The 14,203-nt window shown below is 57.3% G+C and carries 13 protein-coding genes; 6 read left to right on the top strand and 7 right to left on the bottom strand.

Going from position 1 to position 14,203, the window contains the following annotated elements; translation table 11 throughout:
• Positions 1–53 precede the first annotated feature (53 nt).
• Genes K7B04_RS08185 through K7B04_RS08170 form a run of 4 tightly spaced genes read right to left on the bottom strand, consistent with a single transcriptional unit; the run spans position 54 to position 6,205 of the window.
• Positions 54–3,197 (bottom strand): CusA/CzcA family heavy metal efflux RND transporter, encoded by a 3,144-nt coding sequence (locus K7B04_RS08185; protein WP_223803801.1) that lies wholly within the window; start codon positions 3,195–3,197, stop codon positions 54–56.
• A 10-nt stretch (positions 3,198–3,207) separates the two neighbouring features.
• Entirely contained in the window at positions 3,208–4,449 is a 1,242-nt protein-coding gene (locus K7B04_RS08180) for an efflux RND transporter periplasmic adaptor subunit (protein WP_223803800.1), read from the bottom strand.
• A gap of 5 nt (positions 4,450–4,454) precedes the next feature.
• On the bottom strand, positions 4,455–4,799 hold the full coding sequence (locus K7B04_RS08175) for a copper-binding protein (protein WP_163447813.1): 345 nt from the start codon (positions 4,797–4,799) through the stop codon (positions 4,455–4,457).
• A 23-nt stretch (positions 4,800–4,822) separates the two neighbouring features.
• On the bottom strand, positions 4,823–6,205 hold the full coding sequence (locus K7B04_RS08170; RefSeq protein ID WP_223803799.1) for a Cu(I)/Ag(I) efflux RND transporter outer membrane protein: 1,383 nt from the start codon (positions 6,203–6,205) through the stop codon (positions 4,823–4,825).
• Between the two features lie 509 nt (positions 6,206–6,714).
• Between K7B04_RS08170 and K7B04_RS08165 the strand changes: the two genes are divergently transcribed.
• The 3 genes from K7B04_RS08165 (at position 6,715) to K7B04_RS08155 (ending at position 10,201) form a co-directional block, all read left to right on the top strand.
• The gene (locus K7B04_RS08165; protein ID WP_223803798.1) at positions 6,715–8,001 is read left to right on the top strand and encodes a sugar ABC transporter substrate-binding protein; all 1,287 of its coding nucleotides are present in this window, start codon (positions 6,715–6,717) and stop codon (positions 7,999–8,001) included.
• 90 nt (positions 8,002–8,091) lie between these two features.
• The gene (locus K7B04_RS08160; RefSeq protein ID WP_163447810.1) at positions 8,092–8,775 is read left to right on the top strand and encodes a copper/silver response regulator transcription factor; all 684 of its coding nucleotides are present in this window, start codon (positions 8,092–8,094) and stop codon (positions 8,773–8,775) included.
• On the top strand, positions 8,765–10,201 hold the full coding sequence (locus tag K7B04_RS08155; protein ID WP_223803797.1) for a Cu(+)/Ag(+) sensor histidine kinase: 1,437 nt from the start codon (positions 8,765–8,767) through the stop codon (positions 10,199–10,201). The genes K7B04_RS08160 and K7B04_RS08155 overlap by 11 nt, the downstream gene beginning before the upstream one ends.
• Here K7B04_RS08155 and K7B04_RS08150 read toward each other — a convergent pair.
• Positions 10,198–10,623, bottom strand: a complete 426-nt coding sequence (locus tag K7B04_RS08150) for a YhbP family protein (RefSeq protein ID WP_163447808.1) — start codon at positions 10,621–10,623, stop codon at positions 10,198–10,200. The two genes, K7B04_RS08155 and K7B04_RS08150, sit on opposite strands and share 4 nt — an antisense overlap.
• 54 nt (positions 10,624–10,677) lie before the next feature.
• Between K7B04_RS08150 and K7B04_RS08145 the strand changes: the two genes are divergently transcribed.
• On the top strand, positions 10,678–10,962 hold the full coding sequence (locus K7B04_RS08145) for a GIY-YIG nuclease family protein (RefSeq protein WP_064542008.1): 285 nt from the start codon (positions 10,678–10,680) through the stop codon (positions 10,960–10,962).
• On the opposite strand, the gene K7B04_RS08140 is transcribed toward K7B04_RS08145, so the two are convergent.
• Positions 10,949–11,452, bottom strand: coding sequence for an N-acetyltransferase (locus K7B04_RS08140; protein ID WP_065356140.1), 504 nt, complete (start codon positions 11,450–11,452; stop codon positions 10,949–10,951). The two genes, K7B04_RS08145 and K7B04_RS08140, sit on opposite strands and share 14 nt — an antisense overlap.
• Complete coding sequence (locus tag K7B04_RS08135; protein ID WP_064542003.1) at positions 11,446–11,970, bottom strand: SCP2 domain-containing protein; 525 nt, start codon at positions 11,968–11,970, stop codon at positions 11,446–11,448. Before K7B04_RS08135 ends, K7B04_RS08140 begins: the two co-directional genes overlap by 7 nt.
• 219 nt (positions 11,971–12,189) lie before the next feature.
• Between K7B04_RS08135 and K7B04_RS08130 the strand changes: the two genes are divergently transcribed.
• Together K7B04_RS08130 and K7B04_RS08125 are read left to right on the top strand one after the other, a co-directional pair.
• Positions 12,190–13,185 (top strand): peptidase U32 family protein, encoded by a 996-nt coding sequence (locus K7B04_RS08130; protein ID WP_065356142.1) that lies wholly within the window; start codon positions 12,190–12,192, stop codon positions 13,183–13,185.
• Positions 13,186–13,193: 8 nt separating this feature from the next.
• Entirely contained in the window at positions 13,194–14,072 is an 879-nt protein-coding gene (locus K7B04_RS08125; RefSeq protein ID WP_167574960.1) for a U32 family peptidase, read from the top strand.
• Positions 14,073–14,203: the final 131 nt, after the last annotated feature.

The raw sequence follows: 14,203 nt of genomic DNA, 5'->3' as shown, positions 1-14,203 counted from the left end.
TGACTGCCGGATAGCGATGCGCTTATCGGGCCTACGCGCGTCAATCGCACACTTTATTGGCTACGTTTGTGGCGATATAACCATATCAATTTATAGGCAGCCGGAATGATAAACAACGACAGCAGCGGCGCGGTAATCATCCCGCCAATCATCGGCGCGGCAATACGGCTCATCACTTCTGAACCTGCGCCCGTCCCCCACAGTATGGGCAATAACCCGGCAATAATCACGGCGACGGTCATTGCTTTTGGCCGCACGCGCAGCACCGCGCCGTGGTAAAGCGCGTCGTCCAGGCCTTGCTCGGTGAAGGTTTCCGCGCGCCGGAGCTTAGGATCGGCTTCCACCGCGTGGCGCAAATACATCAGCATTACCACGCCAAACTCCGCCGCGACCCCGGCCAGAGCGATAAACCCGGTGCCGGTCGCCACCGACATATGGAATGCCTGCCAGTAGAGGAACCAGATCCCGCCCACCAGCGCAAACGGCAGACTCATCAGAATCAACACCGCTTCTTCCACCCGACGGAAAGCCAGATAGAGCAGAATGAAAATAATCATGACTGTCATTGGCACCATCAACTTGAGCTTCTTATTGGCGTGCTCCAGCAGTTCAAACTGCCCGGAGAACGCCACGCTGGTGCCCGGCTTCAGGGTCACATTCTGGCTAATGGCCGTTTGCAGGTCATGCACCACCGAAACCATATCGCGGTCGCGCGCGTCGATGTAAATCCAGCTCGCCGGGCGGGCGTTTTCCGTTTTCAGCATCGTCGGCCCGGATACCACCTGTACTTTCGCCACGTCGCCCAGCGTAATCTGTTGCTTTGTGGGCGTCAGAATCGGCAACTGGCGTAAGGCCGTCGGGCTGTCGCGGAAACCTTGCGGATAGCGAATGTTGATCGGGTAACGCGCGACTCCCTCAACGGTTTCCCCCACCATCGCTCCGCCGATCGCCGACGAAACGAACAGCTGCACATCGCCAACGGTCATGCCGTAACGTGCGGCTTTCTGCCGGTCAATATCGACATCGATATAGCGCCCGCCTTCCAGCCGCTCCGCCAGCGCGGAGACGACGCCAGGCACCGTTTTCGCCACGGTTTCAATGCGCTGCGCCGCGTCGTCGATATCCGCCAGCGAAGTGCCCGAAACTTTAATACCAATCGGGCTTTTGATACCGGTCGAGAGCATATCAATGCGGTTACGAATCGGCGGCACCCACAGGTTCGCCAGCCCCGGCAGACGCACGGTGGCATCCAGCTCATCGATGATTTTGTCGAGCGTCATCCCTGGCCGCCACTGGTCCTGCGGCTTGAGCTGGATGGTGGTTTCAATCATCTCCAGTGGCGCGGAGTCGGTCGCGGTTTCCGCTTTCCCGGCTTTGCCAAACACCGACGCCACCTCCGGCACCGTTTTAATCAACTTGTCGGTTTGCTGTAGCAACACCGCCGCCTGCCCCGGCGAGATACCCGGCAGCGTCGAGGGCATATACAGCAGATCGCCTTCGTTGATCTTCGGCAGAAACTCGCCGCCCACCTTGCTCAGCGGCCAGATAACGGTAAACATCGACAGCACGGCGACCAGCAGCGTCAGCTTCGGCCACTTCAGCACCTTCAGCAGCAGCGGGTGATAAAGGGCAATCAGAAAACGGTTTAACGGGTTGCGCGATTCTGCCGGAATTTTCCCCTTAATCCAGAACCCCATCAGGATCGGAATCACCACAATCGCCAGCGCCGCCGCCCCGGCCATGGCGTAGGTTTTGGTAAACGCCAGCGGGCCAAACAGTCGCCCTTCCTGGCCTTCCAGCGTAAAGATGGGAATAAACGACAGGGTGATAATCAGCAGGCTGATAAACAGCGCTGGCCCCACCTCTACCGCCGCATCGGTAATTTCTTTCCAGCGCGTGGCGTTGTCCATTGGTTCATCGGGATTCGCTTCCTGCCAGTGCTCCAGCCGCTTGTGGGCGTTTTCAATCATGACGATTGCCGCGTCCACCATCGCCCCGACTGCGATAGCGATGCCGCCAAGGGACATGATGTTGGCGTTCAGCCCCTGGAAGTGCATGACGATAAAAGCAATGCACAGCCCCAGCGGCAGCGAGACGATCGCCACCAGCGCCGAGCGCACGTGCCAGAGAAACAGCGCGCAAACCACCGCCACCACGATAAATTCTTCAATCAGCTTTGAACGCAGGTTATCGATCGCGCGGTCAATCAGCTGGCTGCGGTCGTAGGTCGTGACGACCTCAACGCCTTCCGGCAGGCTTTTTTGCAGCGTGGTGAGCTTCTCTTTCACCGCCGTAATCACTTCACGAGCGTTCTTACCAGAACGCAGCAGCACCACGCCGCCCGCCACTTCCCCCTCGCCGTTCAGTTCGGCGATGCCACGGCGCATTTCCGGGCCAATCTGCACCCGCGCCACATCCTTCAGGTAGACCGGTACGCCATTCTCACCCGCTTTCAGGACGATATGATTAAAGTCATCCAGGCTTTTGAGATAGCCGGTGGCGCGCACCATATATTCCGCTTCGGCGATTTCAACCGATGAACCGCCCGCTTCCTGATTCGAGGTGCTGAGCGCCTGCTTAACCTCTCCAAGACTGATGCCGTATTGGGCGAGCTTCATCGGGTCGACCTGCACCTGATACTGCTTCACCACGCCGCCCACCGACGCCACTTCGGCAACGTTAGGGATGGTTTTCAGCTCGTACTTCAGGAACCAGTCCTGCAACGAACGCAGCTCGGCGAGATCGTGCTTGCCGCTTTTGTCCACCAGCGCGTACTCAAAGATCCAGCCGACGCCGGTGGCATCCGGGCCAATCTCCGAACTGACGCCCTGCGGCAGTTTGCCCTGTACCTGATTGAGGTACTCCAGCACGCGCGAGCGCGCCCAGTACAGATCGGTGCCGTCTTCAAAAATGACGTAAACGTAGGAGTCGCCGAACTGCGAGAAGCCGCGCACGGTCTTCGCCCCCGGCACGGACAGCATGGTGGTGGTGAGCGGATAGGTGACCTGATTTTCTACAATCTGCGGCGCCTGCCCCGGATAGCTGGTTTTGACAATCACCTGCACGTCAGAGAGATCCGGCAGCGCATCCACCGGCGTATTGACGATCGTCCAGCCGCCCCAGGCGCTGAGAAACAGTACCCCCATCATCACCAGAAAACGGTTGGCGACCGAACGCCGGATAATCCATTCAATCATCACCGTCTCCTTAATGCCCGGCATGAGGGTCAGCGGTATGGCGCATACGATCCAACGCGCCGCTGATATTGGCTTCGGAGTCAATCAGGAACAGGCCGTTCAGCACCACCGACTCTCCTTCCGCCAGCCCGCTGGCCACGCCCGTCTGCTGCTGCGACGCATGCAGCACCTGAATTTTCTTCGGTACAAATTCACCGTTGCTGGCCATGGTAATCACCCGCTGTTCATCGCCGGTATCAATCACCGCCTGCGACGGAATCAGCAGCATTTCGTCACTTTGCGTGTTGAGCTTCAGGTAAGCGTTCATCCCCGGTTTCAGCAGTTCGTCCCGGTTGTTAACCTGCAAACGCACCTGCACGGTACGGGTGGTTGGATCGACGCTGGGCAAAATGGACCATTTCTGGATCGGGAAGGTTTTATCGGGATAGGCCGGGATCGCCACCCTGAACTGCGTCGAATCCTTCAGCAGCCAGGCCGTGGATTCCGGTACTGCGGCGCTGATCCACACCGGATCCATACCCTGTATCTGCGCCACGACGTTATCTTTGGCGATGTTCATGCCGCTTTTCAGACTAAAGGCGGTAAGCACACCGTCAATCGGCGCGTTGAGAGTAAAGCGCGTCTGTACCCGACGGGTCGTGCGCATCCGCTGGATGTCCGTCTCCGGCATCCCCGCCAGACGCAGCCGTTCCAGCACGCCCTCCAGCTGCGTTGCCGTGCCGCCGGAGCTGGCCAGCAGCAGATATTCGCTCTGCGCCTCTACCCACGACGGAATCGTCACTTCCACCAGCGGTGCGCCTTTGCGTACCTTGTCACCGACCGTAAGCGGATACACCTTCTCGATAAAGCCTTCGGCGCGCGCTTGTACAATCACGAACTGGTATTCGTTATAGCTGACGTTCGCCGGCAGCGTCTGGCTGTAGGTCAGCCGCCCTTTCGTCACCGTCGCGGTACGCATGCCCAGATTGTGCACCTGAGTGGGATCGATTCGTACGCCATTCGTGGAGGTCTCGCCTCCTTCATCGGCGTACTTGGCCACCAGGTCCATATCCATAAACGGCGATTTGCCCGGTTTATCAAAGCGCACATCTGGCTTCATCGGATCGTACCAGTAGAGCACTTTACGCTCGGCTGGCTCGGCTTTAACCTGTGCGTCAGGGGCCGTCAGGCGGCTTATCGCCGCCGTTGCCAGCCCACCAATCACCAGGCTACAGACGATCGCCGCGGTATATTTTAATTGAGCTTTTGTCATGGCCATCAGCGCGTTTTAATGTCCTGAAGAAGGGAGATATTCCCCTGCTGGATGAAGCTGAAATCCACGCGGCTGCCCTCTTTGAGCTGCTCAATCGCTGGCGTCGGTTCGCTGTAGGTAAAACGCATGGTCATCGCAGGCCAGTTAACTTCCGCGATCGCCTCATGTTCAATGGTGATTTTCTTCGCCTGGGTATCAATCAACTTCACGATGCCGGTGCCTTTAATCACCGCCGGTTTCGCGCTCATGTCCATCATTTGTCCATGCCCGTCATGCTGCATTTCCGCCGCCTGAACGTTCATCGCCATGACCATAAAAATACCGCCGAGCAGAGTAGTGAATTGACGCATAATTGAAGACTCCTGAATAAGGGTTAAGCTTTCCAGCCGCCACCAAGGGCGGTGAATAAATTGATTTCGTTGACCTGTTGGGAATAAATCAAATCGAGAATGGCCTGCTGCGTGGCGAATATTGAACGCTCGGCATCGAGCACTTCGATATAACTCACCGCACCGCTGGCATATAACGCACGTGCGCGTTGTAAGGTAATTTGCAGCGAAGCTAAATAACGCTGCTGGGCCACAAATTGCCCCTGAAGGCTGTCGCGCAGCGAGAGCGCATCCGCCACCTCTTTAAAGGCCGCCTGAATTTTCTGCTCGTAGGTCACCACCGCCTGGCGCTGCTTCACGTTTGCCAGCGCCAGATTGGCTTCATTACGCCCGGCGTTGAAAATCGGCAGGTCAACCTTCGGCACAAAGCTCCACATGCCGCTCGCCGCGTTAAACAGGCTGGAGAGCGCCGAGCTGCTGGTCGAGACGCCGCTGGTCAGGGTGATGGAGGGGAAGAATGCCGCGCGGGCGACGCCGATATTGGCGTCGGCGGCGCGCAGCTGGTGCTCGGCCTCCATAATATCCGGGCGCTGTAGCAGAATGGTCGACGGTAGATTGGCCGGCAGCGGTAGCGGGCTCAGCGCGTCACTCTGCACGCTGTCGCTCAGCGGCGTGCTGTAGGTACCCAGCAGCTGCTGTAATAAATGGTTAGCCTGCGCCAGTTCGCCTTCCCGTTTAGCGATATCGGCGCGGGTGCTTTCAATCACGCCGCGCGCCTGCTCCAGAGCCAGCACGTTGGTGCTGCCGGTCACCAGCTGTTGCTCGACGAAGCCGTAGGACTGCTGATAATTACGCAGCGTCTCTTTGGCAATGGCCAACTGCGCGGCCAGGCGGCGCTGATTAAAATAGGCCTGCGAAACGTTGGTCACCACCACAATCTGCGCGGCGCGCTGGGCCGCCTGGCTGGCGAATACGTTCTGCCTGTCGGCTTCGCTCATGTTTTTCAGCTTGCCGAAAAAGTCCAGCTCGTAGCTCAGATTCAGCCCAACCTCATAGCTTTTGTCCGTAGCGTCGCGGCCCTGCAGGTCGCCTTTATAGCTCGCGGTGGAGGCGCTATCCAACTGAGGGTAGCGCCCGGCATCGGTCACGTTGTACTGCGCGCGCGCGGCTTCAACGTTGAGCATCGCCATCCGCAGATCGCGGTTGTTACGGAGCGCTACGTCGATTAATCGCTTTGCCTGCGGATCGACAAAAAAGGTTTGCCAGCCGGTCTCCTGCCAGCTGCCGCCGGTCGCCACCAGCGTGCCCGCAGACAGCGAAAATTGTTGGGGAACGATATTTTCAGGCTGGTGGTAATCCGGCGCCAGCGAGGTACATCCGGCCAGCATAAACGCCATCAGCAGCGTTAAAGGTTTTGCTTTCAACATGTCACGTCCTGTTTGGCCGAATCAGAAGGGCTGGCCTGGTGACTACCTTACGGGAGTGACTCTGTTGGTAACCTGACAGGATAATGACAAAGTTGTCATTTAAGGCAGGGAATAACGTGATCCGCCCGGCGAAAATCCGCGCGGAAAAGCTGCATCGGTTTTTACGAACGTTAAAAAAGCGAATATCGGCGGGGAGAAATTAACCGCGATCACATTTAATCCATAATATGCCAGAACGCTCACAAATTAATGGCCGGGTTAAGGCTAAGCGCTATTTGCCGAAAAACAGCAATATCAACATTTTCACCGGGTTATATTTTCCCGCGAATATTTTCGTTTATTTTCCCTGTGAGATGCCCCGCATAACCACGCGATATTGACCGGTTAGCCATAATAGAACGTTGTTTCATACAAATAGCACTCCTATCATCGTTTCGTTTTCCTTTTCACCAATCCTTACCTCTGTTCAGGGATGAAAATAATACCTATCGCAAAACCGGAGTCTCTCTATGAAATTCAGAACAAAAGCGCTTGGTTTAGCCTTGTTATGTGCCCTTTCACAAAATGCCTTCAGCGAACAGCTCGACGTCTGGATACGTGCCAGCAATGATTCAAAAGTGATTTATCAAAAGCTCGCCGACCAGTTCCAGAAAGAGACCGGGATTTCCATCAAGTACTTCAACGCCGTGACCGACTTTGACCAGCGTCTGGCGCGCGCGGCAACCGGCAACGCGCTGCCGGACGTAGTCTTCAACGACGCGATTATCGTGGGTCAGATGGTGCAGTTGGGGATTGTCGATGAAATTAAACCGAGCGAGCTGAAAGGCGGTGGCGATATTTACGACGCGGCCTGGAAATCGGCTCAGCAACCGGACGGTAAATACTACGGCGTCCCCACTTCAGCGCACACTTACGCGCTGTTTATTCGCCAGGACTGGCTCAACAAGCTTAACCTGAAAGCGCCAGGCAACTGGGATGAACTGAAAAAAGTGGCCCAGGCCTTTACTCATGACGACCCGGACGGCAACGGTAAAAACGATACCTACGGTTTCACCATGCCGCTGGCCACCACCCGCGGCTATGCCAGCTCGTTCTCTTCTTCTTATCTCTGGCAGGCGGGCGCGAACTATTTAGTCGCCACTCAACCGGGGAAATTTAAAGCCGCGCTCGATAGCAAAGAGATGGTCACCGCCATGGAATTTATGCGCGGCATGGTGTGCGAGGGGCTGGCGCAGCCGGGCGCGATCAACCACACCACCGCCGATGCCAACACCGCCTTCCGTTCCGGGCAAACCGGTATGTACTCCTCCGGCCCGTACCATATTGCGCTGTTTGATAAAGATCCGGGTAAAGAGACCTATACCGTGGTGCCGCCACCGGCAGGCCCTGGCGGCGCGATCTCCATGGCGGAAGGGACCACCGCGTTCCTGATGAAAACCAGCCAGCACAAAGCGGCGGCGAAGAAATTCCTTGAGTTTCTGATCTCGCCGGAAGGCCAGAAGATCGGTATGGCAACCGACAGCACCTCAATGCCGATCGTCCGCCTGCCGGTAAACAAAACGCTGAATATCAAAGATTATCATGACGATCCGCGTTGGGAAGTGTTCGCCGACACTTACGCGAAGAACGGTCGTTACATGCCGCAGATCCCCAACTGGATCCCGGTACGGCAAATTACCGCCGATGGCTTTAACAAAATTTACGCCAGCTGCGACGGTGATATTCCAGCGATGCTCAAAGAGATCAACGGCAAGGTTAACGCGGAGCTGAAGCGGCAAAACGCGTGGGCGGAGTAACCCGGACAAGGCGTATTTCGCTCGTGGTTCTTCCGTCATCCCCCACTCCTCATTAGAATGGCCCCATCACACAGCGGCGACGGAGGGCGCGTGAAAATTCTGGTGGTGGAAGACGAGGTCAAAACCGGGGAGTACCTGTGTAAGGGGCTGACGGAGGCGGGCTTTGTGGTGGATCGCGCCGACAACGGCCTCAACGGTTATCACCTGGCGATGACCGGCGATTACGATCTGCTGGTGCTGGATATCATGCTGCCGGACGTCAACGGCTGGGACATCGTGCGCATGCTGCGCTCCGCTGGCAAAGGTATGCCGATCCTGCTGCTGACCGCGCTGGGCACCATTGAGCACCGGGTGAAAGGGCTGGAGCTGGGCGCCGACGATTATCTGGTGAAACCGTTCGCTTTCGCCGAGCTGCTGGCGCGCGTGCGTACCCTGCTGCGTCGTGGAGCGGCAACGATTGTCGAGAGCCAGTTTCAGATGGCCGATCTCACGCTCGATCTGGTTTCGCGTAAAGTCACCCGCGGCAATACGCGCATCACTTTGACCAGTAAGGAATTTACTCTGCTGGAATTTTTCCTGCGCCACCCGGGAGAAGTGCTGCCGCGCTCGCTGATCGCTTCGCAGGTGTGGGACATGAATTTCGACAGCGACACCAACGTGATCGACGTCGCCGTCAAACGCCTGCGCGCCAGAATCGATAACGACTTTACGCCTAAGCTGATTCATACCGTGCGCGGCGTCGGCTACGTGCTTGAGGTTCGCGATGAAGGCTAGCCTGCGCCGCCCGTTCTCGCTGGCGACCCGTCTGACCTTTTTTATCAGCCTGGCGACGATCGTCGCTTTTGCCGCCTTTACCGGCATTATGCTGCACTCGGTGGAAAAACATTTCGCCGAGCAGGACGTCAGCGACCTGAAGCAGGTCAACGCTACGCTCAACGCGCTGCTGACCGAGCCGGAAACCTCCGATGCGGAAAAAATGGCCAATATCGGCAGCGTGCTGGCGGGCTACCGTAATACCGCCGTGCTGGTGAGCACGCGCGATAACCCACAGCTTTACCGCTCCCCTGGAGGGCCGGATCTGTCGCCGATCCTCTCCAGCGCACATTTCGCCGACGAGCTTAAGAGCGAACAGATGTTCCGCTGGACCGGCAGCGGTATGCGTCAAATGGCAGAGCACGGCGGTGACACCAGCCATGCCACCACTTATCGGGTGATTGCGTCCACGGTCCGCGCGCACGACCAGACCTACACGCTGCTGACCGCGCTGTCGATCGACTTTCACCTTCACTATCTCGATCAACTCAAGCGCAATCTGATGATGATCGCGACCGTCATCAGCCTGCTGATTATTGTGATCGTGCTGATCGCCGTGCGTAAAGGCCACCAGCCGCTGCGCGACGTCAGCATGGCGATCAAAAATATTACGTCGGAAAATCTCGACGTGCGGCTGGATCCTAATCGCGTACCGATCGAGCTGGAACAGCTGGTGATCTCGTTTAACCAGATGATCGGCCGGATCGAGGACGTGTTCCGCCGCCAGGCCAATTTCTCCGCCGATATCGCCCATGAGATGCGCACACCGATCACCAACCTGGTCACCCAGACCGAGATCGCGCTGAGCCAGCCGCGTACGGTGAAGGAGCTGGAAGACGTGCTCTACTCCAGCCTGGAAGAGTACAACCGGATGGCGAAAATGGTCAGCGATATGCTGTTTCTGGCGCAGGCGGATGAAAACCTGCTGATCCCCGAGCGCGTGCCGCTGGATCTGCAAAGCGAAACGCTCAAAGTGTTTGAGTTCTTTGAAGCGTGGGCCGAAGAACGCGAAGTGAAGCTCTGTTTCGTCGGGCAGTCGTCGCTGATATCAGGCGATCCGCTGATGATTCGTCGGGCGATCAACAACCTGTTGTCTAACGCGATCCGCTATACCCCGCGAGGGATGTCGGTCACCGTGCAGGTTGGCGAGATTGACGAACGCGTGGAGTATCGCGTTGAGAATCCGGGTACGCCGATCGCGGCGGAGCATCTGCCGCGCCTGTTCGATCGTTTCTATCGGGTCGATCCGTCACGGCAGCGTAAAGGTGAAAACAGCGGGATCGGGCTGGCGATCGTGAAGTCGATCGTGCGGGCGCATGGCGGGAAAATCAGCGTGACATCTGACTCCGTTGCCACGCGCTTTATCATTGAGCTACCGCGGCTTTAGTCGCGGAGCCAGTGTAGCTTCTTGCCGAAACCCAGGGTGTTGTCGGTAAACTTCAGCTCGTCGAGACGAATCTCCCACACCGGAGCGGGAAGCATGCGGGCCACCGGGAAACGGCGGACATACAGCGCGCGCTTTTCATCGGCCTCTTCACCTTCCAGCAGACGGATTTCGCCTTTGAACTGCACGCCGCGGATCAGCGCCACCGTTTTGGGCTGGCCGTTTACCGTTCCCGCCACCGGGGCCTGCTTGCCGGTCATCTGCCCGTGGCGCGTGGTCTCTTCGCTCAACAGGTAGAACGCCACGCGCTGCGGGTCATAGACGTAGAACGCGTTGGCGCACCACAGCTCGCCTTCACTCGCCACGCACCAGCCAACAACGTGTTGTTTCGCCAGCCAGCGGCTAATGGTTGCCAGGGTTTCCATCTGTTCTCTCCGTTATGCTATGGTGCGTGCACCTACACAGACAGGTTGGCACACGTGCGTTGGTTTCTTTATCTCGTCCGCACTGAGGACGACAAATTGTACACCGGTATCACCACCGATGTTGAACGGCGATTTCACCAGCATCAGAGCGGCAAAGGGGCGAAAGCGCTGCGCGGCAAAGGCGCGCTGCAGCTAGCGTTTTCCGGTGAAGTGGGCGAGCACTCGCTGGCGCTACGCCTGGAGTACCGCATCAAGCAGCTAACGAAGCGCCAGAAAGAGCGCCTCGTCGCAGGTGACGGTTCATTTGAAACGTTACGGGACAGCCTTAAACACGATTAAAGTGGTCGGAATACTCCACCAGACCGTGTACGCCGTTTAACGCATCGTCAGCCAGACGATGGACCATAAACGCCTCTTCGGTGCCCGGCCAGCGACAGCGCAGATCGTATTGTGCCGCACGTTCAAAGCCGAAACGGCCATACAGCGCCGGTTCGCCCAGCGTCACAACCGCCGCATAGCCAAACTCGTTCAGCGAATCCAGACCTTCGTAGACCATCTGACGCGCCAATCCCTGACCGCGGTAGGCTTCGTCAACCGCCAGCGGCGCCAGCCCCACCCACTGTAGCTCTTCGCCTTCGATGCTCACCGGGCTAAATGCCACATAGCCCACAACGTGGCCTTCATCGTCAGTGGCCACCAACCCGAGCGTAATCAGGCCGTCTTCACGCAGCTCGCGCACCAGATTGGCTTCGCTATCACGGTTGAAGGTCCGACGCAGCAGCGCGTCAATGCCCGGGGCATCAATTCCAATTTCTACTCGAATCAGCATGGCTCACCTACCGATGTATGTTTGGTTTCTGATGGTGATTTTAGGCCAGCCTCAACGAAATCAGCCAGCTGCATCAGCATCACGCGCAGCGCTTTTGGCATCTGCTCAAGCTCGATGGCATCCATCAGATTTTTGACATAGAGACCCAGCTCCGTATCCCCTTCAATCACCAGTCGACGCTGGAAGAAGAGGGTATCCGGGTCCTGTTTGCGCGCAGCGATCATCAGCAGGTCGCTGGCATCCGCGCTGAAGCTCACGTCGGCCTGGGCCGCGTCGCTCACAATAAGCCGTTCATTCTCAACGGAAGTGAACCACTTCAGGCCAATGTCGCGCACTTCAATACTCAACCAACGGCCTTCCAGAAAATCCAGTTCGCCGTCATTCAGCGCCTGACGGAACTGCCAGCTTAATACCTGCTGCAACACCTGGCGTTTAAGGGCGAACGGCGTCAATTTTACCGGAACGCTCATTAAACTCGGAGCAACATGAACCAGACGTGAACGCAGTTTATCCAACACAAGCTTTACTCCCTGAATGCAATAGTTCCGTTATTTTGCCATATCAGATAAACGACATAGCGGCGTAAATCAACAATTATGTCGTGAGGCCGAGGGATTATTGGCGCAATCAATACGCTTTTGTCTGCCTCAAATCAAAAATGATTAGCGTTAGGTTAACTAAAATTCCCATTCATTAACAATAATGCGCCCTGCTGGGCCGCTAACTCAGGAAGAATTATGGAGTTGCTCTGCCCTGCCGGAAACCTCCCGGCGCTTAAGGCGGCTATCGAAAACGGTGCCGATGCGGTGTATATCGGGCTGAAGGACGATACCAACGCCCGCCACTTCGCTGGCCTGAACTTTACCGAAAAGAAACTGCAGGAAGCCGTGAGCTTCGTGCATCAGCATGGCCGTAAATTGCATATCGCGATTAACACCTTCGCTCACCCGGATGGCTACGTACGCTGGCAGCGCGCCGTAGACATGGCCGCGCAACTGGGCGCCGACGCGCTGATTCTCGCCGACCTCGCTATGCTTGAGTATGCCGCAGAACGTTATCCGCATATTGAGCGCCATGTCTCCGTTCAGGCATCCGCAACCAACGAAGAAGCGATTAATTTTTATCATCGCAACTTTGACGTCGCCCGCGTGGTGTTGCCGCGCGTGCTTTCTATTCATCAGGTGAAGCAGCTAGCCCGCGTCACCCCGGTGCCGCTGGAAGTGTTCGCCTTTGGTAGCCTGTGCATTATGGCTGAAGGTCGCTGCTATCTCTCTTCTTACCTGACCGGCGAGTCGCCGAATACCGTGGGTGCCTGCTCACCGGCGCGCTACGTGCGCTGGCAGCAAACGCCACAGGGGCTGGAATCTCGCCTTAACGAAGTGCTGATCGACCGCTATCAGGACGGTGAAAACGCGGGCTACCCGACGCTGTGCAAAGGCCGCTATATGGTCGACGGCGAGCGCTATCACGCGCTGGAAGAACCCACCAGCCTCAATACGCTGGAGCTGCTGCCGGAACTGCTGGCGGCAAACATCGCCTCCGTGAAAATCGAAGGCCGTCAGCGCAGCCCGGCATACGTCAGCCAGGTCGCGAAAGTCTGGCGTCAGGCTATCGACCGCTGCATGGCTGACCCGCAAAACTTCGTCCCGCAGGCCGCGTGGATGGACACTCTCGGTTCGATGTCCGAAGGCACCCAAACCACCCTCGGCGCGTATCACCGTAAATGGCAGTAGGAATTCCCATGAAATATTCATTAGGGCCAGTGCTTTACTACTGGTCAAAAGAGACGCTGGAAGATTTCTACCAGCAGGCCGCCACCAGCAGCGCCGACACCATTTATCTGGGCGAAGCGGTGTGCAGCAAGCGCCGCGCCACCAAAGTCGGCGACTGGCTGGATATGGCGAAAACGCTGGCCGCTAGCGGCAAGCAGGTGGTGCTCTCCACCCTCGCGCTGGTGCAGGCGTCGTCCGAGCTAGGTGAACTCAAGCGCTACGTTGAGAACGGTGATTTTCTGGTGGAAGCCAGCGATCTTGGGGTCGTGAATCTGTGTGCCGAACGTAAGCTGCCGTTCGTGGCGGGCCATGCGCTGAACTGCTATAACGCCGTGACGCTGCGCCTGCTGCAAAAGCAGGGCATGATGCGCTGGTGTATGCCGGTGGAACTGTCCCGCGACTGGCTGGTCAATCTGCTCAACCAGTGTGAAGAGCTGGGTATCCGCGATAAGTTTGAAGTTGAGGTGCTAAGCTACGGCCATCTGCCGCTCGCCTACTCCGCCCGCTGCTTTACCGCGCGCTCGGAAGACAAACCCAAAGACGAGTGCGAAACCTGCTGCATCAAGTACCCGAACGGGCGCAGCATGCTGTCGCAGGAGAATCAGCAGGTGTTCGTGCTTAACGGCATTCAGACCATGAGCGGCTACGTTTACAACCTTGGCAACGAGCTAACGTCCATGCACGGACTGGTGGATATGGTGCGCTTGTCGCCGATGGGTAACGAGACGTTTGCCATGCTCGAGGCCTTCCGCGCCAACGAGAACGGCGGCGCACCGCTGCCGTTAACCGCCAACAGCGACTGTAACGGCTACTGGAAGCGTCTGGCCGGGCTGGAATTGCAGGCCTGATAAAACCGCTCACTTTGTTAACAACAGTGGTCAGATTTTAATGCATTATTAAAGATGCAGCTTTTCTGGCCGGGTGCGCCCGGTTGGAACAAGACCTTCAATCTGATGACTATGCTGTAGCAAAGTGAGCC

Origin of the sequence: Kluyvera sp. CRP (assembly GCF_019930565.1) — a bacterium.
GTDB classification, from domain to species: domain Bacteria; phylum Pseudomonadota; class Gammaproteobacteria; order Enterobacterales; family Enterobacteriaceae; genus Kluyvera; species Kluyvera georgiana_A.
Note: the sequence above shows the minus strand (reverse complement) of the source record. Positions and strands in the feature narration are given on the sequence as shown.